21 protein-coding genes are annotated in these 25,358 nt (G+C 34.7%); 9 read left to right on the top strand and 12 right to left on the bottom strand.

Translation table 11 applies throughout. The features are described 5' to 3' along the window. The first annotated feature begins 68 nt into the window (after positions 1 to 68). On the top strand, positions 69 to 1,187 hold the full coding sequence (locus BMY21_RS13225; RefSeq protein ID WP_074644956.1) for a cation diffusion facilitator family transporter: 1,119 nt from the start codon (positions 69 to 71) through the stop codon (positions 1,185 to 1,187). On the opposite strand, the gene BMY21_RS13220 is transcribed toward BMY21_RS13225, so the two are convergent. From BMY21_RS13220 to BMY21_RS13165, 12 genes are all read right to left on the bottom strand, one after another. Beyond that, entirely contained in the window at positions 1,184 to 2,131 is a 948-nt protein-coding gene (locus tag BMY21_RS13220) for a D-2-hydroxyacid dehydrogenase (protein ID WP_256210460.1), read from the bottom strand. The two genes, BMY21_RS13225 and BMY21_RS13220, sit on opposite strands and share 4 nt — an antisense overlap. A 3-nt stretch (positions 2,132 to 2,134) precedes the next feature. Then, positions 2,135 to 2,338 carry a heavy-metal-associated domain-containing protein gene (locus BMY21_RS13215; RefSeq protein WP_022931398.1) on the bottom strand — a complete coding sequence of 68 codons (204 nt, stop codon included), beginning with the start codon at positions 2,336 to 2,338 and terminating at the stop codon, positions 2,135 to 2,137. A gap of 164 nt (positions 2,339 to 2,502) precedes the next feature. Next, entirely contained in the window at positions 2,503 to 3,225 is a 723-nt protein-coding gene (locus BMY21_RS13210; RefSeq protein ID WP_074644954.1) for a DUF3298 and DUF4163 domain-containing protein, read from the bottom strand. Positions 3,226 to 3,322: 97 nt separating this feature from the next. Continuing rightward, positions 3,323 to 4,750, bottom strand: a complete 1,428-nt coding sequence (locus tag BMY21_RS13205) for an MFS transporter (RefSeq protein ID WP_074644952.1) — start codon at positions 4,748 to 4,750, stop codon at positions 3,323 to 3,325. Then, positions 4,747 to 5,409, bottom strand: a complete 663-nt coding sequence (locus tag BMY21_RS13200) for a TetR/AcrR family transcriptional regulator (protein ID WP_074644951.1) — start codon at positions 5,407 to 5,409, stop codon at positions 4,747 to 4,749. The genes BMY21_RS13205 and BMY21_RS13200 overlap by 4 nt, the downstream gene beginning before the upstream one ends. A 33-nt stretch (positions 5,410 to 5,442) precedes the next feature. Then, a complete protein-coding gene (locus BMY21_RS13195) occupies positions 5,443 to 6,933 on the bottom strand; it encodes a DUF6937 domain-containing protein (RefSeq protein WP_074644949.1) in 1,491 nt (496 codons plus the stop codon). 10 nt (positions 6,934 to 6,943) lie between these two features. Next, complete coding sequence (locus tag BMY21_RS13190) at positions 6,944 to 8,590, bottom strand: glycoside hydrolase family 36 protein (protein WP_074644947.1); 1,647 nt, start codon at positions 8,588 to 8,590, stop codon at positions 6,944 to 6,946. Between the two features lie 120 nt (positions 8,591 to 8,710). Further along, positions 8,711 to 9,733, bottom strand: coding sequence for a dual-specificity RNA methyltransferase RlmN (gene rlmN / locus BMY21_RS13185; protein ID WP_074645140.1), 1,023 nt, complete (start codon positions 9,731 to 9,733; stop codon positions 8,711 to 8,713). Between the two features lie 13 nt (positions 9,734 to 9,746). Then, positions 9,747 to 10,910, bottom strand: coding sequence for a tetratricopeptide repeat protein (locus BMY21_RS13180; RefSeq protein ID WP_074644945.1), 1,164 nt, complete (start codon positions 10,908 to 10,910; stop codon positions 9,747 to 9,749). A gap of 33 nt (positions 10,911 to 10,943) precedes the next feature. After that, positions 10,944 to 11,300: a hypothetical protein gene (locus BMY21_RS13175; RefSeq protein ID WP_177177762.1), complete on the bottom strand. Its 357-nt coding sequence runs from the start codon at positions 11,298 to 11,300 to the stop codon at positions 10,944 to 10,946. Between the two features lie 145 nt (positions 11,301 to 11,445). Next, positions 11,446 to 11,997 (bottom strand): 16S rRNA (guanine(966)-N(2))-methyltransferase RsmD, encoded by a 552-nt coding sequence (rsmD, locus tag BMY21_RS13170; protein WP_074644944.1) that lies wholly within the window; start codon positions 11,995 to 11,997, stop codon positions 11,446 to 11,448. 15 nt (positions 11,998 to 12,012) lie between these two features. Then, a complete protein-coding gene (locus BMY21_RS13165; protein WP_143064239.1) occupies positions 12,013 to 13,182 on the bottom strand; it encodes an ankyrin repeat domain-containing protein in 1,170 nt (389 codons plus the stop codon). Positions 13,183 to 13,597: 415 nt separating this feature from the next. Here BMY21_RS13165 and rpsF point away from each other — a divergent pair, with 415 nt between their 5' ends. The 8 genes from rpsF to BMY21_RS13125 all read left to right on the top strand — a co-directional run. Next, a complete protein-coding gene (rpsF, locus tag BMY21_RS13160; RefSeq protein ID WP_074644940.1) occupies positions 13,598 to 13,891 on the top strand; it encodes a 30S ribosomal protein S6 in 294 nt (97 codons plus the stop codon). A gap of 32 nt (positions 13,892 to 13,923) precedes the next feature. Next, positions 13,924 to 14,418, top strand: a complete 495-nt coding sequence (locus BMY21_RS13155; RefSeq protein ID WP_074644938.1) for a single-stranded DNA-binding protein — start codon at positions 13,924 to 13,926, stop codon at positions 14,416 to 14,418. A 77-nt stretch (positions 14,419 to 14,495) separates the two neighbouring features. Next, the gene (rpsR, locus tag BMY21_RS13150; protein WP_422100126.1) at positions 14,496 to 14,768 is read left to right on the top strand and encodes a 30S ribosomal protein S18; all 273 of its coding nucleotides are present in this window, start codon (positions 14,496 to 14,498) and stop codon (positions 14,766 to 14,768) included. 159 nt (positions 14,769 to 14,927) lie between these two features. After that, the gene (rplI, locus tag BMY21_RS13145; protein WP_074644934.1) at positions 14,928 to 15,461 is read left to right on the top strand and encodes a 50S ribosomal protein L9; all 534 of its coding nucleotides are present in this window, start codon (positions 14,928 to 14,930) and stop codon (positions 15,459 to 15,461) included. Between the two features lie 108 nt (positions 15,462 to 15,569). Then, positions 15,570 to 16,895, top strand: coding sequence for a replicative DNA helicase (gene dnaB / locus BMY21_RS13140; protein WP_074644933.1), 1,326 nt, complete (start codon positions 15,570 to 15,572; stop codon positions 16,893 to 16,895). Between the two features lie 154 nt (positions 16,896 to 17,049). Continuing rightward, positions 17,050 to 18,645 (top strand): apolipoprotein N-acyltransferase, encoded by a 1,596-nt coding sequence (gene lnt / locus BMY21_RS13135; protein WP_083379876.1) that lies wholly within the window; start codon positions 17,050 to 17,052, stop codon positions 18,643 to 18,645. Beyond that, on the top strand, positions 18,642 to 20,384 hold the full coding sequence (locus BMY21_RS13130; RefSeq protein ID WP_074644930.1) for a hypothetical protein: 1,743 nt from the start codon (positions 18,642 to 18,644) through the stop codon (positions 20,382 to 20,384). The genes lnt and BMY21_RS13130 overlap by 4 nt, the downstream gene beginning before the upstream one ends. A 1-nt stretch (position 20,385) precedes the next feature. Continuing rightward, a partial coding sequence (locus tag BMY21_RS13125) for an OmpL47-type beta-barrel domain-containing protein (protein ID WP_143064238.1) occupies positions 20,386 to 25,358 on the top strand: 4,973 nt, incomplete at its 3' end.

Below are 25,358 nucleotides of genomic sequence, written 5' to 3'. Positions count from 1 at the left end.
CGCAATGACAAAATACTTAAATACTTGTCGACTTGCCATTATTCGTTAAACGAAGTACATTATTTTTTATGGGAACTCCAAATCGCGAAAAAATAATCATCTGTACCAGTATAATCGGTATTCTGGCAAATATTTTCTTATCTGCTTTTAAAGCTTTTGTCGGAATAATCACCAATTCTATCGCTATAATTATGGACTCTGTAAACAACCTTAGTGATGCGCTTTCTTCAGTAATTACAATTGTAGGTACAAAACTGGCCGGAAAACCAGCAGACAAAAAGCATCCATTCGGTCACGGACGAGCAGAGTATCTTACAGCACTCGTAATTGCTGTAATCATCCTTTACGCTGGTCTTACCGCTTGTGTTGAATCAATAAAGAAAATCATAAATCCTGTTACTCCAGATTATAATACAGCTTCAATTGTAATCATCAGTGTAGCAGTTGTTGTAAAGATTGTTCTTGGACTTTATGTAAAAACAAGCGGTAAAAAAGTAAACTCTGATTCCCTTATTGCAAGCGGTCAGGATGCCCTGATGGACTCAATCATTTCAGCATCTACTATCATTGCTGCGGCTGTTTTCCTTATCTGGAACGTTTCTCTCGAGGCATATCTTGGTGTTCTGATTTCTTTTGCTATCATAAAGGCCGGTATTGAAACTCTTCGCGAAACCATCAGTAAGATTCTTGGAGAACGTGTTGATTCGTATCTTTCTAAAGATATAAAAAGGACAATTATTTCCTGTGATAAAGAAATTCTTGGCGCATATGATTTAGTATTGAATAATTACGGTCCTGACATGCACGTTGGTTCAGCTCATATTGAAGTTCCAGATACCTGGTCTGCAGATAAAATTGATGCTATGTCACGAAAAATTGCAAACGAAGTTTATTTAAAACACGGAGTTGCAATGAGTGCAATAGGTATTTATTCAGTAAATACTCATGAAAACTCTGCAGCTCAGATTCGTGAACGTGTCAGCAAAATTGTTATGGAACATAAAGAGATTCTTCAGATGCACGGCTTCTTTGTAGACGAGCAGGCTAAGAAGATGAGATTTGATATTATTGTTTCTTTTGATTCTCTGAGCATGAAGGAAATGTTTAATCACGTAGTCCAGGACGTACGCGATGCATTCCCAGACTACGATGTTCAGGTTCAGTTCGATGTGGATATCAGTGATTAACTGACAACATTTATCGGATTTCCGGCAATCCATGCCTTAAGATTTTCTTCCGCAATTCCCTGCAGGCGTTTACGGGTCTCTCGTGGCGCCCAGGCAATATGTGGAGTAATTACACAGTTCTTTGCTTTAAGGAGAGGACAATCTGCTGCCATTGGTTCCTGAAGCAGAACATCAGCTGCATAGCCTGCAATTCCATCATTATTCAGACAATCTGCTAAATCCTGTTCAACAACAAAGCCGCCACGGGCTGTATTCATAAGATAAGCAGACTTTTTCATAAGAGAAAGGCTGTCTTTATTTATAATATTCTTAGTCTGTTCTGTAAGAGGTGCGTGAAGTGTCAGAAAATCTGAACGCTTTAATAATTCTTCAAAGCTGACTTGTTCCGGCATGCCTTCTTTTGGAGTTCTTGTACAGCAAATAACATTCATTCCAAAAGCTTTACCTAATTCACAAACCTTTTTTCCGATATTTCCATAACCGAAAATACCCAGAGTTTTTCCGGAAAGCTCTGAAAGACTTCCATTCCAGAAACAGAAATCACGGCATTTTACCCAGTCTCCTGCCATTACAGAAGCACTGTGCTGAGCTACCTGATTTGTAAAATAAAGGATAAACGAAAATACATGCTGAGCAACTGATTCAGTAGAGTAGGCAGGAATATTTGTTACTGTTACTCCATGAGCACGAGCTGATTCCAAATCAATTACATTATAGCCTGTTGCAAGAACCCCGATGTATTTAAGATTAGGGCAGGCATCGAAAATTTCTTTTGTAATCTGAATTTTGTTAAGAAAAACGGCATCTGAATTACCGATATGATCGATTACTTCTTCTGGAGAAGTTCTTTCATATACATTGTAATCAACAATGCCGTCTAAAAAAGTCCAGGGTAGGTCACCCGGATTTACCGCATGCCCATCTAGAATTGTAAGTTTAATCATAGATTAGCCGAGTACGTCTACACCGCAGCCAGAGATTGCAGCATTGATAGCAGCTTCTGCTCCTGCATCATCATAGTCTACGAGTACCTGAGATTTTTCACAGTTAGCAACACAGTTAGTAACTCCTGCTACTGCTGAAACTGCAGCCTGTACTTTTCCTGCTGTTCCATCATCAAACATACCAACTACATATATCTTTTTCTGCATAAGAAAACCTCATAAATTAAATAATCAACTCTCAAATGTAAGTTAATCAAATATAAAATAAATATATATTTTGTTCAATATAAATTCATCAGCTAATTCACTAAAATACTAGAAGTGTAGCGTTTTGTACAATTATAGGACAAACTAAAACGATGTAGTTAGCTCTACTTAACTTGTATTTTTTGAATTCCGTATGAATATGGCGCTACTGAATATGGTTCAAAGTATACATAAACCCTTGCACCATCTACAGTAAATATTTCATAATTTCCGGCCTGTGGGAATGCGCCCATATTTATCATTTCCCGCAAAGCATCTTTTTCAGCTGGATTTTTTGCTGCTTTATTATCATCAATCAGTTTTTTATATAAGTGATTCCTGCAAAGGGTAGAGATTTCGTTATAAGTCATATCAGTTGCATTCAGAATACTGATATATTTTTTAGTGTTCATATTATAATTTAAGCTTATCAGATTTGTTGTTCCGTGCGCACCACCGCTGAATATATATGTATTTATAAGTACGCTGACAATTTCTTTTGTACCGGTAACTTCATATGTAACATTATATTCAAAAGGAGGCAATTTTGAGTTTCCTCGGGCATTAAGGGCAACAATATCATTATATTCTTTTCTTGAATACGATTTAAAATTTTTCCAGTTATTTAGAACTGTATTTTCAATTCTTTTATTTAAATCAGGCAGCTTATCAAATTGAGGATATTTGATATTCGTTTCAACATAATTCAGATTTTCTTCAAATTCAACAGTCTGATATTTCTCTGTAAATCTTAAATTTCTGTTTGTACCTGGAAGAGAAGCACAGGAAACAAAAAGAAAGGCAATAGAAACAATAAAGATGTAGTGAAAAGTTTTAGTTGTAGTCATAAAAGTTTCCTTATATTGTATATCATTATAATATGAATTTCAGGTGAAGTACAGAAATACTTATAAAAAAGCCGGGATTTTATACCCGGCTCATAATTTATTCAGCTGTATTCTCTACTTTAGCAATGGTAGACATAACCTTCTTTTCATTAAAGAAAGCCATAATAAGACCACCAATAATACAGCAGACAGAAGCAACAAGTGCTACAATTCTGTATCCTAGTGGAGAACCTGCAGCCTTTTCAGAAGTTTCTGCAGCAGCTTCAATGAAAGCAGATTCAGAAATACCGATTGTTGCAAGAGAAGTGAACATAAGCATTGCAAGAGACTGTCCGAGCTTCATAGCAAAGGTTCTTGCAGCATAGAACATACCGCTTCTTGATTCACCAGTTTCAACTTCATCTTCGAGAGCAATATCTGCAACGATAGTCTGTGGGATAATTCCAAAGATAGCCTGTGGGAAAGAACCAAGTACTACAATAATTACAGCCTGAACGTAAACCGGAATAAATCCAAGTTTTTCGCCAGAAAGGGCAGTAAAGCCGAATGTCAAAACAAAGCCGATGAATGCAGCAATCAAAAGCTTTTTCTTTCCCCATTTTTTAGACATCTTAATTACAAACGGATAGAAGGCAAGAGAAAGAAGTGTAAGTCCACCGAACATAACAGTTGTCATGCTTTCCGGTAACTGAAGAAGACTAGTTACAAAGAATGGAAGACCAGTCTGGAACATTGCAAGTCCAAAGAAGTAGATGATATCCTGTCCTACAAAAATTCTGAAATCCTTATTCTTAAAAGTTTTTGTAAGGGAAGTCATCATATTTGAATTTGAAGGTACAACATCACAGTAATCTTTTTCTTTAATTCCAAAGGCTGGAACAAGCATAAAGATAGTTGCAAGTGCAGAAAGAATTGCAAAAGTAATTCTCATAGCAGGAACTCTTGCCATACCTCCGCCGATAAGTCCACCCCAGATCATTGGAGCTGTATAACCGATACAGGTACCTACAATGAAGGTAAGGGAAATACACATTGAAAGCTTAAGTTTTTCTTCCTGATTGTTTGGAAGTTCTGCAAGAAGTGATGTATATGGAGTACAATAACATGTAATGAGGAAGTAGTAAGCAAGAACAGTAATAAAAAGCCATACGGTGTTAATTCCGCTTACAGCCTGAACTGGAGCACAGAAAACAAGAACAAAAACAATACCGAGAGGGAGCGCAGACCATCTCATAAATGGAATACGGCGGCCAAGCTTATGCTTACAGTTATCAGACCAGTTGCCGACAAGAGGATCTGTTACGGCATCAAATACGCGCCCAATTGCTGTTACAAGACCGATTAAAGTCAGAACACCAAGCACAACGCGTCCCTGAGGAATCAGAGAAATCATACCATCATTGATTGCTTCCTGGTTAGGCTGATAAAAATATACAAGCCATGAACCGATAAGACCGCTGATGATAGACCAGCCAAGCTGACCAATGGCATAACACCACATTATTTTTTTTGTAAGTGCCTTCATTTTAAGCCTCCAATTAAAACTTTCCCCAGCAGCTTGAGCTGCTGGATATCATTATTTGTTTCGTCCATCTTTAACATTTTTCCGCTGAGACTCAATTTTTGTGTAGCAGAAAAATATGTATGCATAAGAGAGTAGTATAGTTCACATTCACTATCTTTGTATTCAGATGAAATGGAACCATCAACAATACCTTTATGAATTGCTTCACAAATAATTTTCTGAACAGTCTGAATTACTTCCTGATATGGAATCAATCGTTCTGGTTCAATTTTCTGACATACTACATATGCATCAAAGAAATATATGTATCTGAAAAAATCAGGTTCAGACTGATACAACTTGCAGAATAAATCAAATATTTCATCAAGCTGATTAATACCTTTTTTCTGGTAATAACCTGTATCATCAAGAATAGGAATAATCATATTTTTCTGATTTTCCCATGCCCAGATTGCAGTTCTTATTGCAATTTCGTCTTTTGTTTCGAAATAGCGGTAAAGCGATGCAACACCAATTTCGGCATTCTTTGCAATATCAGTCATTGCAATTGCATCAATTCCTGTATGCGAAAAAAGTGAAAAAGCTGATTGCAGGATTCTTTCGATTCTTGCGTTTTTGAGTTCATCACGTTCTTCGGCGAGTTTTTCTACAGCAGTCATAATTTGACGCGTCCTCCTTTTTTATTTTACTTTTTATAAATTCCGGCCATGGATTTCACCAGCAGCAATTTTTACTGCCTTATAGGCTCCATCATAGGTTCCGATTTTTTTCTGAGCAATAATATTATTACACATACCTTCAATCAAAGATGGCTGTTCCATAAGAAGCTTAACCATCTGACATGCATATTCAGGTGTTTCGCATTCAAGAGTTCCGTCTCCAAGTTCTGCTGAATGAATAGCTCCCCACATTTCGTGACCACCAATACGGCGGATAAAAAGTTTTGGAACAGGATAGAAAGCAAGCTCACTTGGTTTTGTTACAAGAATATCACTTGCTCTCATAAGAAGGTTTGTAATATAAACAGCACCAAAAATATCTTTGTTACAGAACGCATGAATTCCACTTCCGGCATCTGTATCAAATCCATCAATTGCTTTATTAGCAAACTCAAGTTCTTCATTCCAGTCATTGAAATGTTTTGTAACAGGAACTGAACCATCAGCAAATTCTGGAATCATATTCTGAAGCATATTCCAGACATTTTCATAGTCACCGCAGTTCAGGTAAATGCAGGCTTTGTTTTGTTTAACATAAGGAAGAAGAGTCTTGATAATTGATGCAAAGAATTCTCCCTGAGCACCGGCACCTCCGATTGTAAACAGGAAGCGGATAGACTTTCCTTCATTTGCACGGGCGATTCTTGCTTCACAGTCTTTTTCAATATTGCTTACAAGTTCATGATCAATATAGTGACCAATCCAGATAAGGTCTCCGTCACTCATAGGATTCATGATATTCTCACCATCAAAACCATGCAGAGTTCTATAACCCCAGTAAGAATTAAAAGTCTGTACAGTATGAATTGCACCTTCACTTAAATGAAGTGCCATTGGCCAGTTGTCTGGAATTGCATTTACAACATTTTTCATTCCAGCATGAATAGCAGCCTGACTTGGCCATACGTGAGTTGCAATGAACGGAGTATCTTTTGGAATTTCACGGAAGAGAGGAGTCATAAGTTCTGCAGTTTTCTGGTCACCGGCATTGTATGAAAGTTTTTTAAAACCTTCGTAGTTTAATGGCTCCCAAATCATTTTGTTGAAGAGTTTAAACTTTTGAGAAAGTCTGCTTCCCATTGAATAAAGATTATTCTGATATGAAATGATTTTTGTACAGGTAGTTTCAGGGAAAGAGTTGAGGTCCATCCAGAGCGGTGTATAGCCGAGAGCCTTTGCTGCACTGGCCATTGCCATTGAGATTCTATAATGACCAAAGCCCATTCTGATGTTTCCAATAATAAGCGGCTTTTCAGGAAGCTTTGATGCAAATGTATCTTCAGAAGAAGATGGATTTGTTACAATTGTCTGACAGCCGAAGGGGGGTGTAAGTACATCATTATCTTTCAATTCAAGATGATATTCTGTATTGCGGTCATCACCGAATTTTTTGATAAACTTCTTTTGTGTTTTTACAGCTTTTTTATAAACTGACCCACTTATTTTATTTCCAAATATAGTCATTTAATTCTCCTTATTCTCTCTCAGACATTTTAAGGTGAGTTGTTTTAAGATTTACTTCACCTTTGTATTTTCCAGATTTGCTGAATATTTCATAAATATCTTCAGATGTCTGTTTAATTCCAAATTCTTCTTCATCATATTTTTTTATGAAATCAAAAATCTTCTGTGTAAGAAGCTTTTCAGGTTCACCGGCAAGTCCCGGATCATCTGAATACATGAACTGACTTCCAAACATTCTGTTTATACCTGCAATCAGAAGTTTCTGATTTTCTGTGAGAGTGCAGTTTTCTTCGCGAACAAATACAACATCAGGATCATTCATAAAAATCGTATTGTCCCAGAGAGCATGGCCAAGAGTATCTACGACATTAAGATAGGCTTCATTGCGTCCATTCCAGCGGAGGAAACGCATCATAGGATTTTTCCATTTTTCATATGTATCACAGCCAATTCTTGAAAGCGGAAGGTATTTAAAACAAAGTTCAAATGGACAGCCGCAGCCAAGATAAGCAACAGGCTTTCCGTCTTTAGTTGTTGTTCTTGATGTGATTGTTTTAAGTGCTCTTGTAAATAGTTTATATGAAGCTGTTTGCTGAGCATAATTTCCATAAAGCATTCCGGCATAAAGGAAATCAAGTTTAATATAGCGAAAGCCCCATTTGCTAATTACTGATTCCATTATTGAATCAAGATGAGCAATAACTTCGTCGCGGCTAAGATCGAGACAATAGAAAGTTCCGTCTTTTCCCCATAATGGATTGTATCCGGCTGGAACAAGTTTTCCGTTATGGTCTTTCAAAAGCCAGTCAGGATGTTCAGTTGCTGTTTTACTTCTGGAATCAATAATAAAAGGGGCGAGCCAGAGTCCTGGAATATATCCGTCTTTCTCGATTTCAGAGGTTATTTCACTGAAGTTTTCCGGAAAGCGTTCGAGATTTGTCTGCCAGTCACCAAGGGCCTTTTCCCATCCGTCATCAATCTGAAAGATTTTTGAAGAATAGTTTCCAAGACTTATGATATTTTCTGTTCCAGAGAGCTTTTTCAAATCTTCTTTAATAAGATTCTGGTTGATATTTGCATAATGATTATACCAGCTTTCCCAGCCTGCAGGATTTTTTCCAAGCCACTTTACGGAATTAAAATGCTCTTTTCCGAAAATTGCAGCAAGTTTATCTTTGCATTCAAAATAAGACTGAGCAGTAAAGATTTCGATTCGTCCTGTTACATCACCCGTTTTCCAGTTATTTCCTTTATCACAGATTTCGATGCTGACGGTATTTTGTGAACGGTTAAATACAAACTGAACGGGTGGGAGAGTTCCGTTTACATTTCCTACAGAGGCAAATACAAGATAGAAATCGTTCCAGCGCATATATGTTACAAACTGCCCGAGAACTATGTTTCTGGAAGGTTTGTGGCCAGACTGTGGAAATACGAGATAGGCGTTCCATTGTTTTATGAGACGGCAGTTAAGACGAGGCTGCTTTTTACCAGGAAAAACTTCTGTACAAGGATTCCAGCTCTGCCAGCCACCAATGTTGATACAGGCATTATCAACCCGATATTTTGCCGCATCTACAAAATCATCTAAATGTAAAACATCTATTACAGAGTTATTTTCAGCAAAATAATCCTGATGGACTGTATAAGTTTTCATTCTGGTATTCCTGCCAATTTATAATTTATCACAGTGATAGTAACACTATCACTATGATAATAATAGCACAGGAAATTAAAATGTCAAATAAATTCTTTAAGAATTATTACTGATTTCTGATTATTGATTTGTTTTTCCAAGCTGTCCGCAGGCTCCACCGATTTTTCGTCCGCGTCTTGTTCTAAGCGTAACATTGAGGCCAGCCTTTTCAAGCTTTTCAACAAATCGGCTTACTTCGTTTTTTGAAGGCTCTTCAAACGGAAGTGTAGAAACTGGATTCCATGGAATCAGATTTATATTTACATCTATTCCACGTGCAAACTTAATCATATTCTGTGCACTTTCATCATCAGTATTTTTATCATGCATTAAAGCTGCTTCAAGAGTAACTCGTTTGCCGGATTTTTCTGCATAATATGCGATTGCTTTTCTAAGTTCAGCAAGTGAGTTTGCATCTGCTTTTGCAACAGGCATAAGTTCCTTTCTTAAATCTTCATTTGCTGTAGTAAGAGAAACGGCAAGTCTTATTGAAGGTCCGTTATCAGCTAAATCATAAATACCTTTTACTATACCGCAGGTAGAAAGGGTAATGCGCTTTGAAGAAAGAGCACGGCCGTCTTTATGACAGAGAATCTCTATAGCCTTTCTGATTGCTTCAAGATTCTGCATTGGCTCACCCATACCCATAAATACGATGTTGTCGAGTTTTCCGGCTATACTTTCCAGGTATAAGAATTCTTCTACAATTTCACCAGCTTCAAGATTTCGGGAAAGTCCAAGAGTTCCTGTCTGACAGAAAGCACATTTCATTGCACAGCCGGCCTGGCAGGAAACACAGGCAGTTTTTCTTCCTTCACGGTCTGTAAGAAGAACTGTTTCAACGGCATTTCCGTCTTGTAAAGTTATCTGAAGTTTAATTGTTCCGTCAGGATCCTTTAATACATTGCTCACAGTTGAAGAGCGGAGAAGGGCTTTTTCTTTTAAGGAATTACGAAGGTCAGCACTTAGGTTAGTCATTGCATCAAAATCTGTGATGCCGCTGCCAACCCATTTAAAAATTTGAGTTCCCCGGAATTTCTGAGGCAGCTCAAGCTGCTCACAAATTTCAGCGGGGAGGAGTCCTGTTAAAACAATCTGATTCATAAGAGAGAATGTATTAGTTTCTCTGAAGTTTATCAAGAGTGTTGCGAACAGCAATATTGCGGCTGTCCATCTTCATGTAATCGCTGAGGACTTTAATCGCATCCTGTTTGCGGTTCATTGCAACATAACACTCTGCAAGGTCTACATAAAGACGGCCGTTGCGAGGGTCATTCTTGATAAGATTTTCGAAGCGTTTTGCAGCTTCTTCGTTATTTCCTTCACCTTTACAGATGAGGGCAAGACCAATTGCTGCATAAATATCGAAATCAATTTCAAGAGCTTTGTTGTAGTAAGATTTAGCTTCCTGATAGTTTCCTGTTGTACGGTAAGCATCGCCTGCACGTGTAAGGATAACCTTGTTTTTAGGATCTATTTCAAGAATCTTATTCCAGTAGAAAATTGATTTGAACTGCTGGTTCATACCACGATAACAGTCTGCAAGACCAAAGAGGGCATAGAAGTTAGCAGGCTCACGCTCAAGTGCCATTTCAAAATACTTTGTACCTTCTTCAAAAGTCTTAAGCTTTCTGTGGCAGTTTCCTATTGCAGTAAGAACACGGATATCTACAGTATTCTTATCATTTAATTCGTAAATGCGGGTCCAGTAATAAAGAGCTTCTTTATATTCCTTAAAGTCGTAATTCAAATGGCCAAGACCGATGAGTGCATAAGCATTGTCCTTTTCCATTTCGAGAACTTTAAGATACAAATCCTTAGATTTTCTGAAATCATGAATTTTACGGTATGCATCAGCAACACGTGTAATTACAGTAATATTCTTATCATCATGAACAAGATACTGCTGCCAGATATCAATAGCTTTTGCATACTGGTTTAATGCCTTATAACAGTCTGCAAGACCGAAAAGTGCATAATTATTTGCAGGATAATACTCAAGACATTTCTTGTAGTAGGAGATAGCATCGTTAAAACGATTAAGTTTTCGTTCAGTATCTCCGAGTCCTACGAGTGCATAATTGTTGTTTTCTTCAATTTCGAGAATTTCATTGAAGGCTTTTTTTGCACCAGGAATGTCATTTTCCTTAATGAGCTGGTAACCCTTTTTTGAAAGATCAGATATTTTGTTTGTTATCTCATCCGGCTTGTTGTCTGTTTCAGAAGCTGATGAAAAAGAATCCGGCACAATAATATCTTCTGGCTGATTAAATCTATCCATTTTTAAACTCCATTTTTTAGGTCTTTTTTGGTTCTAATCATTTATAATTGTAGAGATTACTTTTGCCAGATTTTCATAAATCGGTTCAGCATCTCTTTTATTATGGGCTAGATAGTAAGCTTTTAAGGCTTTTAAGCTTTCATTTTTGTTCATATAATAATCACCCACACGAGTAAGACCATCAGAATAACCTGTAGTAATATAGATTCTTCTGGCATCCTCGATATTGCCATTATTGAACATTATATTCGCTTTTCTGTTTAGAATAACCTTCTGCTCGGAACTAAGGCCTTCAACCGGATTATCAGTTACTTTTATGAAACCGTCCGGAATCTTTTGCTCTTGAACTGCATCAGTAAATTTTTTTTCTAAACTTTTTCTATCGTTCATAATTTACAATAATATATAATAATTATAACATAAAATTCTTATATGTCAAAAAAAGAAATTTATTTTGGCTAAAAAAATACAGGCTATTTTAAGATTATAAAATAGGAATTTTACCCTATATTTTTTAATAAGTTGTTATATTTTTCTATTCAGATTTTGGGTATGTATAAAAATCTACAATTGAACGGCCATAAGTTCTCTGGTCGGTTCTTACAAGTCTTCCAATTATATCCGGCATAAAATGCTCTTCCGGTCTGTGAACCATAATTGTTCCAGTCTGATTCAGCATATTATTCTGATCGCACTGCAGCACTAACTGCTCATGAAATCTGTAAGGGAAGGGTGGATCAAAAAATATAAAATCAAAAGAACGTTTACAGCGTTTGATAAAATATTCTACCGGCATAAAATGACATTTAATTTTTACACCGCAATCCTTTTCTGTAATAGAAACATTTTCCAGAACAGTTCCAACTTTTATCTTATCTTTTTCACAGAGTTCAACATCTTTTGAACCTCGTGAAACTGCCTCAATGGCAATTGTACCCGAGCCGGAAAAAAGATCCAGCCAGGATTTATCAGACAAATCTCCAATAATTGAAAAAACTGATTCTCTCATTCTGTCCATTGCGGGTCTGATAACACCATCAGGACATTTAATAATTCTTCCTTTTAATTTTCCACCGGTAATTCTCATGTTGTACCTTTTATTTTATCGTTTGTTTAAAGCCCAGTAGTTCTCATCATGAACAAGATTGGTATTTTTCATTGCATAGTCAAATGCTGTTTTACCTTCTGTAGAACGAAGTGTTACAGAAGACTGATTTTCCAGAAGGATTTTTATAACCTTTGTTGATGAACCATATTGAGCTGCATACATCAAAGGCGTTTTTCCTTCATAAAGAACATTTAACGGAACTGCCTTGTCCATAAAAAGCTGGAGCTTTGTTACCTGCTGTCTTTCAGAAATATTCTGTTCTGAAAGAAGGAATATAAGAGAACGTAAGACTTCTTTGTCTGAACTTTTATACTCTTTAAGAATCTTTGTAAGAATCTGAGGATTTCCATTATAGCAGGCAGCAAGCACAAGTGCTGATGAGCCGTATTTATTTTTTACAGATACATCTGCACCTGCATCTAGCAGTGCGTCAACACATTCCAGTGCTTCACTGTATCTTACAGCATACATAAGAGCAGTCCAGCCATCTTCATCTGTAAGATTTACATTTGCACCTGATTCCAGTAAAAGCTTCAGTTCCCATTCATTCCCATTTTTTGCAGCACGCATAAGAAGTGTTCTTCCAGCGACATCTTTTTCATCAGGATTTGCAATACGGTTATAGGTTATATCGTCTGAAATTGTATCATCAATTGTATCAAAATCATAAACGATATAATCACTCAAATATTCTTTTCTATTTTTATCAGAAGTCTGTTTTTGATTTTCCAGCTCCTTTTTCATCTGCTGCTGCAGTAATTCCTGTTTTTCTTTTGCTATTCTTTCTGCTTCCAGACGTTCTTCTTCAAGTCTGCGCTTTTCGGCTTCTTCAGCTTCCTTTGCGGCCTTTAGGGCAGCCTCTTCAGCTTCTTTTGCAGCTTTTTCTTCTGCCTCTTTTTTAGCTTTTTCAGCAGCTATTCTTTCTGCTTCAAGTCTTTCAGCTTCAAGACGTTCCTGTTCAATTCTTTCCAGTTCTGCAAGCTCAGCAGCTTTTTTTCTCGCTTCAATTTCTGCTTCTGCCTGAGCACGTTTTTCCATTAGCTCCTGCTGTCGTTGCAAAGCAGCATCATCATCTTTTACCTTTTTTCTGGATGAATATGAAAATAGAGGAGAAATAAAAAATATAACTGTAAGAATAAAGATAATTCTCTTAAAGGAAATCATGTAATAAATTATAATTGAATCAAATGAAATCAGCAATATATAAAAGAAAAGGACTTACACATTATAAAGACTTAATGTGATTTTGGCGCGAGGGAGCAGATTTGCAGGGCAAAAAGACTTTGTTTGTGGCTGCCGCGGGAGCGGCAGTACAATAGTTTCTATACCACAAACAACGTCTAGCGCAATATTGCGCGTTTTTGTCCTGCAAATATGAGACCGGGAGCCAAGTATACAGTTAATATGTTTATGATGCGAAAGCCCTTTATAAATTGACTGAATCATTTATTTTTGATATATTTACAAGACACCCCTTGGGAATCTGAAATATGATTCTCTTTATCCATAAGGAGGAACTAGATACTCTTTTATAAAGCCGTATCGCTACCTCCTAATAAATTTTTTATAGGAGATACTTATGAAAAAGTATGAACTTATGACTATTTATCCACTCGATGATGAAAAGTCAAAAAAAGGTGCTGACGACGTAAAAAGCACTCTCGCTAAATTCGGCGCTGAAATCGAAGAAGAAAAAGCATTCGGCGACCGCGACCTTACTTACCAGATCAACAAACAGAAGAAGGGACGTTTTGTTCTTTACACTATGAAGCTTAATCCTTCAAAAATCGTTGAAATTGGAAAAGATTTCAAAATCAATATGAATCTTTTGAAGTATCAGTTTGTAAAACTCGACGAAAGAGAATCTAAGTAGAATAAGCCGCTAAATGCGGAAAGGAGCTTTTAATGACAGACTTAAATCATGTTGTACTTATCGGCCGTCTCACACAGGATCTTGGTTCTGATGAAAGAAGTTTCGGTTATGTTGGAAACGGACAGGCTAGAGCCAATGTGAGTATTGCTGTCAATAGAAGCAAGAAAAACGGTGACCAGTGGGTTGAAGAAGTAAACTACTTCAACATTACTATCTGGGGTAAAACCGCAGAGAACTTAAAACCATATCTTACCAAGGGAAAACAGATTTGTGTTGAAGGACACTTAAAGCAGGACCGTTGGGAAAAAGATGGACAGAAGCAGAGCAGGGTAACAATTGTTGCTGACCAGGTACAGTTGCTCGGCGGACGTGGAGATAACAGCCAGGGCGGTTCAAGTCCAATGGCAGGGGGTGCTCCAAGATTCCAGCCGGCAAATAATGGTGGTAATGGTGGTTTCCAGGGCGGCTATCAGTCTGAACCATACGGTGATACTGGAAGTGATTTCCCGGAAGATATCCCATTCTAATTGACTAGTTAAGAGGTAAAATTATGTCTGAAGAGAATACACAGGAAATGGAAGAAAAACAGACACAGGAAGCAGCAATGGCTGATGCTACTGCTTCAGAAGGTCGCGAAGAAGATCGTGACGGACGCGCAAAGGGAAAGACATACTTCCGCAAGAAGGTATGCCGTTTCTGTGCTAACAAGGCAAAGATTGACTATAAGGATGCAGATGCACTCCGCCGCTATATGACAGAACGTGGTAAGATTCTTCCACGCCGCATCACAGGTACTTGTGCAAAGCACCAGCGTGAAGTTGCAAGAGCTATTAAGAGAGCTCGCTCAATCTGTCTTCTTCCTTACGTTGCAGATTAGCCTAAAATCGAAGAACCGTTAAAAAATGGGCTGCGACAGCGGGCCATTTTAGGTTCATCGAAAGAACGGCTCAGAGGCAAGCTGTGCTTGCCGACATATCGGATTATCTTATACTCCGAGGTAATCTTATAAAAAATACAGGAGCTTGAGGAAACTACAATGAAAGTAATTCTTAACGTAGACGTTAAAGCACTCGGTGAAGAGGGAGACGTAAAGAATGTTGCTAACGGATATGCACGCAACTTCCTTCTTCCACGTAATCTTGCTGTACCTTACAACGAGGCAACAGTAGCAATTTTCGAAGGCCGCAAAGCTGAAATCGAAGCTCGTAAAGAGCAGAAGAGAAAGGACTCTGCAAGCCTCAAAGAAAAGCTCGAAGCAGCTTCTATCGAACTTACAATGCCAGCAGCAGCTAACGGAAAACTTTATGCAGCAGTTACAGCTAACGTTGTTGCAGAAGCACTTGCTAAGCTCGGATTCGAAATTGAGCGCAAGAGAATTGAAATTCCTGGATCAACAATTAAATCTGTTGGAACTTTCAAGGCTACAATTAAACTTTATGAAGCACAGACTGCTGAAATCCATGTTGCTGTAAAAGCACAGACTGTAGAGGGCGCTGCTCCTGCAGAAAAGAAGGCAGAAAAGAAAGCTGAACCTGCAAAGGAAGAAGCTCCAGCTGCTGATGCTGAATAATTTGTAAGGCCCTAAACAGCCTCTACGAAAAAAAGTCGGTAATACATTGTATTTCCGACTTTTTTTTATCTGTAAATGCATATATACTAAGAACAGGGAGAATTAAAAATGGATGCTGAATTAAAAGATAAAGTTCCACCACACAATATTGAAGCAGAACAGGCAGTTTTAGGAGCACTTCTCTTAAACTGGACTGCTATGGCCGAAGTTGTCTCTATTCTTAAAGCAGACCGCTTTTATTCTCTTCAGAATCAGATAATTTACGAAGCAATGCTTAAGCTTTTTGCTCAGAATGCAACTGGTGATACTATTTCCATTATTAACGAACTCACCGTTGAAGGAAAGCTCGAGCAGGCGGGTGGTGCAGCTTACATAGCATCACTTACAGACACAGTACCTTCCGCAGCAAATATTGATTATTATGCAAACATGGTTCTTGATCGTGCTGCACGACGAGACCTTATAAAAATTTCTTCAGAATTAAAGGCATCTTCTTTTGATTTACAAAAAGATGCTGATGCACTTCTGGACAGTGCAGAACAGAGAATCTTTGCACTTGCAGAAAAGAACGAAACAACCCAGGTTTATTCTGCAAAAGACATCATGTTCAAAGAAATCGAACTGATTGAAGCACGTTATAAGAGTAAAAATCAGTTTACAGGTGTTCCTACCGGCTTTGCAAAGCTTGATACCTATACATCAGGTTTTCAGAATTCCGAACTTATTATTATTGGTGCCAGACCATCTATCGGAAAAACCGCGCTTGCACTTTCAATGATTCAGAATATTGCCTGCGAAAAAAATATTCCATGTGGATTCTTCTCTCTTGAAATGCCTTACGAATCAATCGGTATGCGCCTTCTTGCTCAGGAAGCAAGAGTACCAATGCAGAAAATCCGTTCAGGTATGCTTAAGGTAGATGATGTAAAGAGAATTCAGGATGCAGCAGGCCGCTGGTTCGAAGCACCTCTTTATACAGTTGATACTCCTAACATGAAGCTGCTTGATATCCGTGCTGTTGCACGACGTATGGTTAAAAATCAGCAGGTAAAAGTTATTTTCATAGACTATATTGGTTTGATTACCCTTGATGATAATAAAAAAGAGCAGTGGGAACAGATCAGCGAAATCTCAAAGTCTCTTAAAGCACTTGCCCGTGAGCTTGAAATTCCGATTGTAGCACTCTGTCAGGTTGCACGTTCTGCAGAAGGTGAAGAGCCGAACCTTGCTCAGCTGCGTGGTTCAGGTTCCATTGAACAGGATGCCGACGTTGTAATGTTCCTTCATCGTGATCGTATTAAAGACGGTGATTCAGTTGCAGCACAGGATGCCAAAATTATTCTTGCCAAGCAGCGAAACGGTGCGACTGGTGATATTCCAATTATCTTCCTTCCATCTTACAGTAAATTTGAAAATAAGGCTGATGAAGCGTAATAAAGTTCTAAAAAATAACCATGGTTATTTTTTAAATTCAAATATTTTTTATGTAACTTTTGTCATAAAAGTGTGTTATATTTATTTTTTTTATTGACATAAATTCATTATGTAATTTATACTTCCTCCTAATTTTATATTTAAAAATAAATTTATGAAACAAAATTTATTTTCAGAAGTCTTTCTTATTTCATTAAGTCTTCTGACCTCTGTGTTGTTATTTATATTTTCTCACCCCAATCCTTTTATATTAAATGGAATTAGTTTTTTTGCATGGCTAATGCTAATTCCAATATTGTTTATAACGTCTAGATATTCAACCAATAATTGTTTTATTTGTGGTTTTATATACGGAATTGCAGTTTGTATATTATATGCTTTTTGGCTGCTAAATTATAAAGCAATTGCATTATTATTTGTTGCTTTATATGAAGGTATTTTATATGGTATTGTATTTTTAATCTTACAAAAATCTTTTAATTTTTTTAAAAATAATAATTGTATTATTCAATGCCTGATTTGGTGTAGTTTTGAATATTTTAGAACCTTGGGCTTTCTCGGTGTAAATTATGGAGTTATTGGTTATAGTCAATGGAATAATCCCATTTTATTACAAAGTGCTGCATTATTTGGAGTTCATGGAATAAATTTTGTAATTTTGTTTCCTTCTTGTTTCTTTTTTTCTTTAATAAAATATAAAGGTAATAAGATTTCTTTTATTAAAAAAAATAAATTTTATATAATTGGATATAGTTCTGTTTTTATTGCATTGCTTGTTTATGGTTCTGTACAATTAAAAAGTACAGTAAAAACAGATACAGAAAAAACAATATGCCTTATTCAAAATAATATAGATACTTCTATTTATTATAAAGATAAAAATAATGGAATATTAGATTTTTATAAACAAATTATTTCTGATGCTTTACAAAAAAATGAAAATATTGATTTGATTGTTTTTCCAGAAGGGGCTGTTCGACCAAGAATTTTATTGAATCCTGAAGATTCAATACCATCTGATATGTATCAGGATGTTATTGATTATTTACAATTTTTCTATGATATTAATATTCCTATTGTTTTTGGCTCTACAAGTTTAGAATACGATTCAACGAGAAATGGAATTTTTACTTATAAAGCATATAATATATCTTGTTATTTAAATAATAAAACGAAAACAATTCCTGCAAATATAGACGTTTATAAAAAACGGCATCTTGTTCCAATTATTGAAAAAATTCCTTTTGTCAATTTCTACAACCAAAAATTCTTTAAATTTTCTAATAGTTTATCTTCTGGTAAAGAGATTGTTACTTTTCCATTACAGGATATTTCATTTTGCACACCAATATGTTTTGAAGAATCATTTGGATATGAAGTTCGATGTTTTATGAAAAAAAAAACAAATTTCATTCTTTCTATTTCAAGTGATTTTTGGAGCAAAAGTCTTGTTTGTCAGTATCAACATTTTGCAATGGAAGTCTTCAGAGCTGTTGAAAATAGAGTACCATTTTTACGATCCTCAGTTTCTGGACAAACTGTTTATATTGATCAAAAAGGTAAATGTTTGAAAATGCTTAAACCATTTTGTAGTAATTTTCTAATTTGCAATGTTTCTCTGGAATTAACTCCCAAATATTCTATTTACACAAAAATTGGAGATAGTATAGGAATATTATATTTTCTAATTTGTATTATATGTGTCGCATATAAATATATTAATAAAATCAAAAAAAAGGATGTTATATGAAGAAAATAATATTTTTATTGTTAATTTATGTATTTTATGTTTTTTTCATTTTTTCAGATGATATAGAGAATAATATCAAAAAAACTCAATATATTGAAGATTATGATATTATAGATCTTGATTTTATACAAAATTCTAATGGTAATTGTTTTTTAATTTATCAAAATCAATTTTTGTATAATCCATTATCAAGACAACATAATTTTTTTTCTTCGAGTCCAATAACATCAAGCCAAGAACATACGTCAAGTACAATAACTTTACCATGGGCCTCCTTTACGGATTCAATAAAATCAGAAGTTATAATGTATAAAGAAAATCATTATAATTCAAACGAATGTAAAAAAATTTATTTCGATAACAATGATAATCTATATGCAAATGTTTATGCAACTTCAAGATTTTATAAAATAAAAGAAAATGGCAATCATGCATTGTGTTTTACAGGGACTTCTTCTGCTAATGAAGATAAAAAAATTTTCATATTTGCTGCTGGTTCCAATATTAATAATTATTTTACTAAAGTAATTCCGTTTTCTCATTATGATGATTTAGATATAAAAAACATCTTTTTTTCAAATGATAAAGAAATTTCTATTTTGTATTTAGTTAATCAAAATTTATGTATGAGTACTATAAATCTAGAGAATGGAAATGAAATACATAAATTTATTTTTTCCGGATATATAATTGATAACATAAAAATTAGAAAAATGATATCTAAAGAATACAATGATTATTTTTATGGTATTTTTACATCTGGAAACAATATTTATTCATTCCTTATAAAAGAAAATAATGAAATAACGACAAAAATTAATCTTGAATATTCGTATAATTCGGATTGTTTTTATGATTTTGCAGATGAATTGGATTCTTGTTTTATTATTAGTCATAATTCTTTTTATGAAATAAATTATAATGAAGAAATTACAATAATTAAGTATGAAAAAACACTTAACTATTCAGATAGCTTTGTAAAATCTGTTGTTAATTCAAAAAACAATGCAGTTATTTTAATTGAGGATGATAACGCAATTATTTTTCAAAATATTGATTTGAAAAATAAGCAAATAAAAGATGTTAATTTTATTCGATCAGAAAATAGTAATATGAGAATTTTACTTATTGATAAAGAATGTTTGTATGATACAAAACCTTATGTATATATTTTACTTCACATCAATAAATATGACCCTTTTTCTACGAATGGAGAAATACCGTTTGAAAAAATACCGTTTATTGATTGCAATAATAATAATTATTATATTCGTAATTATTATGGTGTTAACAACACGACTTTTAGATATATTATAAAAGCAGAGATAAGTCTTGATGGAACAACAGTTAAACAAAAAGATATTTCAATATTAAATAATATTCATGACTACAGCTTTTGGGATGTATTTTTGAAACAAAATATAAATTTAATCAAAAATGGAGTTTGTTGGCAATATTTATTAAAATATATAACATATGATAGACATCCTAAAGTAATAGCAGAAGAATTAATAACTCAAAAATTTGAATTATGTTTGGAACGAGATATAAATACTGGAAACTATTTTTATACAATTAGAAAAAATGATTTAATATCTTACCCGCTTTTAAAAAAAGACCACTTTTTATATTTCACTCATGATTCTTATACCTCTGCCATAACAGATACAATAAATGGTTTATTTTATGTTTTTAATAAAATAGGAAATCAAATCATAATTACTTCAAGGATAGATTAAAATGAAAAATTTAAAAAAAATCACATTTATAATTTTGTGTTTAATACTTTTTAATTTCCATATTTTTGCTAATTTAAGTGGGGGAGGAAATATTGGTATTGGACCAACTCTTAAAGGATATAGTAAAAAATATGTTGATAATAATAACAACAAATTACAGGAAAATATTCCATATGATACAATTAATTTAAAAATATGTGCAAATTATGATTTGACATCTGAAGAAGAAAAAGAAGAAGAACTTTGTTTAATAAACTTTAGTGCTATTAGTGGTAAAATATTATTTAAAGATAATAATATTTATTGTCAAAATCTAAGAATTAATTTTGATAATCCATATGGCACAATAAAAATAAATTCAAATATTGTATATAGAGGATCTATTGCAGCCAGACCTGTGGTTGCTGTTACTCCAAAACCAGATTCTTATGTAGTAAATAATAATGACATATTGGAAATTTATTTTAACGATACTCATTTTTATTTTTATTTCAAAAAAGATACTGTTCCTCCAAGTATTTCAATTGATAATCCAAAAGGCATATTCATACCAAGTAATCTAAAAGTAGATTTTAATGCTAATGATAATCTATGTGGTATAAACGACAATTCCTGGAATATAAATTACCATAGCGAAGATGGTAAATATCAAGCTTCTCTCAAAAAAAATAGTTTAACACTTTCTCCTAAATGGCCTAACGGAATTTATGTATTTGAAGTTTCAGTCGAAGATAAAATTGGAAATAAAAATACTAAATCTTTTAATTTAACATTAGATACGAAAGGGCCGATAATTAACTATTTAATAAAACCGAAAGTTTTTGATAGAAGTGGTAAAATTCAAGCAACTATTAACGAGCCAATTTCAGGAAAAATAAAATATGAATATAGTTTTAAAGATGAGCGTAAGACAGAAGAATGTGATGGTGTAGTTATTTTTAATGAAGAAGGTTATTATAAAGATTTTCAATTTATTGCAACAGATTTAGCAGGAAATACAGAAACAAGTTCTACTATTAGTTTTACCATAGATAAAACTCCACCTGAAATTAATGTTAAATCTTATACTAAAGACTGGACAAAATCAGCTGTTACAGTTTCTGCTACAGCTACTGATAAGAATAATATTGATCCAGATTCGTGGAAATATAGCATCGACAATGGCAGTATACAAGCAATTTTAACAGATACAGAATTTAGTAAGAGTTTTGATTTAAACACAGGAATTCATAATATTTATATCTATGTTTCAGATAAAGCCGGCAATGAAGCAACATCAGAAAAAATTACACTAAAAGTCGATAAAGTAAAACCAACAACTCCTGTTCTCACTCTTACAGATCCAAATGTTGGTGGAATAACAATTGTAAATGGAAAAGCAAATAAATATGGTTCTTCAGTTACAATTACACCAAAGAGTACAGATGAAAATTCTGGAATATCGACTTATAAGTTTTCTACAGACCAAAATAACTGGACTACAGGTTCAAGTTATCTTTTAAATAAAACTGGTTCATATACAGTTTATTGTAAAGCTGTAGATATGGCAGGAAATGAATCCGGTACTACGACTGTTGAAGTTTACATTGATAATTCAACCCCATCAATTAATTACACAACATTTAATAGTGATTCATGGTTTTCAAGTTATAAAATCTTGTTAACAGCAAATGGCTGTTCATCCGGAATAAATGACAGTACATGGCAATATTCTCTTGATGGTGGAAAAACCTTTAATAACTGTCAAAAAGATACAAATGGAGAAATCTATCTTCTCTTAAATAAAACAGGAGAATATAACTTAGTTTTCAAGGTAAAAAGCAATACAGGTATTGAAGGCATAACTGCTTCCAAGAAAATAAAAATTGACTCAACAAAGCCTGAAATTAAGCTTAACAGTACTATACCTTCAAAATCAAAATCTCTTACAATTTCAGTTACATCATCAGATGCAAATTCCGGAATCAGTGCAACCGGATATGAAATCTCTATAAATTCTCAAATGATTTCTGATGTGGAGTACAAGAATACCATCTCAGCTAAACTTGAAAACGAAGGTGTAAATAAACTAAAATTCTACGCAATTGATAATGCCGGAAACAAAGTATACAGCGACGAATATACAATTGTAATTGATAATACAGGTCCTGTAGTTACTTTTGCATCTGTTCCTGGAACCTGGGTGCAAAGTGCCGTTATAAAAGCAGCCAGCAGTTCTACTGATGTAAACTCTGATACCTGGAAATATTACTATCAGTATACAGACGGTTCTGAAAAATCTGGAAAAGGTAACGAGTTTACTCTCAACACACACGGTGAAGTTGAAGTATGGTTTACTGTAGAAGATGACTGTGGAAATATCGGAACTTCAGAAAAGAAAACAATCAGAATTGATAGAAAAGCCCCTGTGTTTAATACAAGCTTTACACAAAAGGGAAATAAGATTACCGCTACAGCAACAGATGCAGACAGCGGCCTGAACCTGGATTCGTATAAATGGTCTTTGGATGGAAAGACATATAACAAAGGAAATACTGCAACCTTAAAAGACGGAAAAAAACAGAAGGTATATTTTACAGTAGAAGATAATTGTGGAAATATCGGCTCTGTAGAATATACAATTGATGTTGTTGATATAACTCCTCCTGTAATGTCATTTACTCCTGAAGCATACAGCTATAAGGATAAGCTTACATTAAAGAACATAAGCGTAACTGATAATGTATCCGGGGTTAAGACTGTAGAGTATTATGTAGATAATAATCTTCTGACCAGAAGGGAAAAAGTTGATTCAAGTATTGAGCTTGATGTATGGAATTTTGAAGCTGGAAATCATAATGTATGGCTTAAGGCATTTGATGAACAGGGCAATTCAGCTGAATCAGAAAAAGTATCATTCAAAATAGACAGAACAATTCCATCAATTACAAGCAATAAGTTCATCTATGAAGAAAATGAGATTTCAGATGATGACTTTATCGGTAAAAATGAATTAACTGTTAAGATTGAAGCATCTGACGACAGCGGAACAATAAAGAGTATTCATTACGGAGTATCTGCAACAGAAGGTGTTGAACCTGAAAACTGGAAGGTACAGGCAGAACATACAATCATTCTGAACAATAGCCAGAATGCACTGCAGAACGGAATAAACTTCATTTATGTAAAAGCAGAAGACATTGCCGGAAACTGCAGTGTCCCATTAATCAAGGCAATCATTAAGGATACAGGAAAACCTGGAAAAGCCCTCATCTCAAGTACAACACATAAATTTGCAAACGATGTAAAAGATGTAGAACTTAATACTACAGCTTCATTTGTCCTGAAACCGACAAGAACATCCGGAGCCGGAATTAAAGGTTACAGATATTCTCTTGAAGAAGGCGTTTCAGAAACAAATACCCGCGTGATAACAAGCGGAACCATTGAATCAAAATCAATGGAAATCCTTGACTTTGAGGAACTTGCAGATAACAAGGAAAATGAGTTCTATTTCCTTAAGGTATGGTGTATCGGAGGAAATGACTTAGAAAGTGATGAAACAGTTTACAGCTTCAGAGTCGATACAACACCACCAGCAGGTTTATATATTTCGTTAAATCCACAGGTAAATTACAGTAATTCATATTTCTATAATGATGATGTTACAAATGTTTCATGGAACATACCAAGAGATTTAACTGGTATTGAAAAATATGAACTTGAAATTACAACAGACGGAGAAAAACTTTACAGCGCTGATACAAAGAATACATCAGCAGTAATCAATGTAAAGAATCTGTGCAAGGCAAAAAATCTAAAAGCCGGAAAACTTGATGTACAGGTAACAGCTTACGATTATGCAAAGAATAGTGTAGAAGCAAGCCGTTCATTTAATTTTGATTTTGAAGCTCCTGTTTTTGAGAATGAAATCAATATTGAAGAAGTTGAAGGTAATCCTGTTGCCAGAAAGATAATCTGGGGAAAGGTTACTGATGCCCAGTCAGAATGTGAGCAGATTGTAATTGAGTACACAAGACTTGATGAAGATAATGCAAAGAGCAACAGAGTTGTTCTTAACGCAGAAGATAGTGAATTACCAGAATCTTATACCATTTCTACATTCAGAAATGATACAGCATACTTTTTGAGTGTAACAGGTTATGATAAAGCCGGAAACACAGCAGCACTTGAAAAATGTTTTGCAGTAGGAAATGCAGTTGTTCCAGAAGTTATCAGATCTGAATATAGAGAACTTTCAAACGGTATTATAATTACCGGTATAAAGGAAAAAAGACCTGGTTCAGTAAAACTTATAAATGGTAAGTTAATCCTGCCGGAGAATATTAAGGTTTATGGAATTAAGTCAGTTAATGGAAATGCAGTTAAGGAAAGAATTGATGAACTGAACATTGCAAATGGTACATTGATTGCACAGGATAATTCAATTCCAGCTGCAGAATTTGAACCGGCTGCAGATATTCTAAAATATGAAATACAGTGCGGACAATTCGTATTTGAAAACCAGAACTTTATTTATGAAGCAGAAAATGGAATTGCACTTACAGATGTAAATGTTGAAGTTCCTGTTGAAAATAAAGTAAAAGATACAGAAACAGTTCATTTTGAGAGAATCGAATTAGGATATCCAAATGCACTGTATATCAATGCCGTTTCAAATGAACTGGATACACCAGTTACAGTAAAGACAGATGGTTTTGATATCCAGAATGTAAATCAGATAGAAATTGAAGGTGAGGCCTACAGGTTAAATAACAGCCGCAGCAGCATATTCTTTGAACCAAAGAATATCAATATTGTAACAGCCAGCCAGGATAAAGAGATTCCTCTTACAAATACATATACAGATTCTTCATTCAATTCTGTATATGGAGATATTGACGGAACAAATCTTGAGCTTGTATTGAATGATGTTACATATATTGTAAAGAAAGCCGGAATAAGCGGAAACACAATTAATATTTATGAAGCAGA

It is taken from the genome of Treponema bryantii (assembly GCF_900111035.1).
GTDB classification, from domain to species: Bacteria; Spirochaetota; Spirochaetia; order Treponematales; family Treponemataceae; genus Treponema_D; species Treponema_D bryantii_C.
Note: the sequence above shows the minus strand (reverse complement) of the source record. Positions and strands in the feature narration are given on the sequence as shown.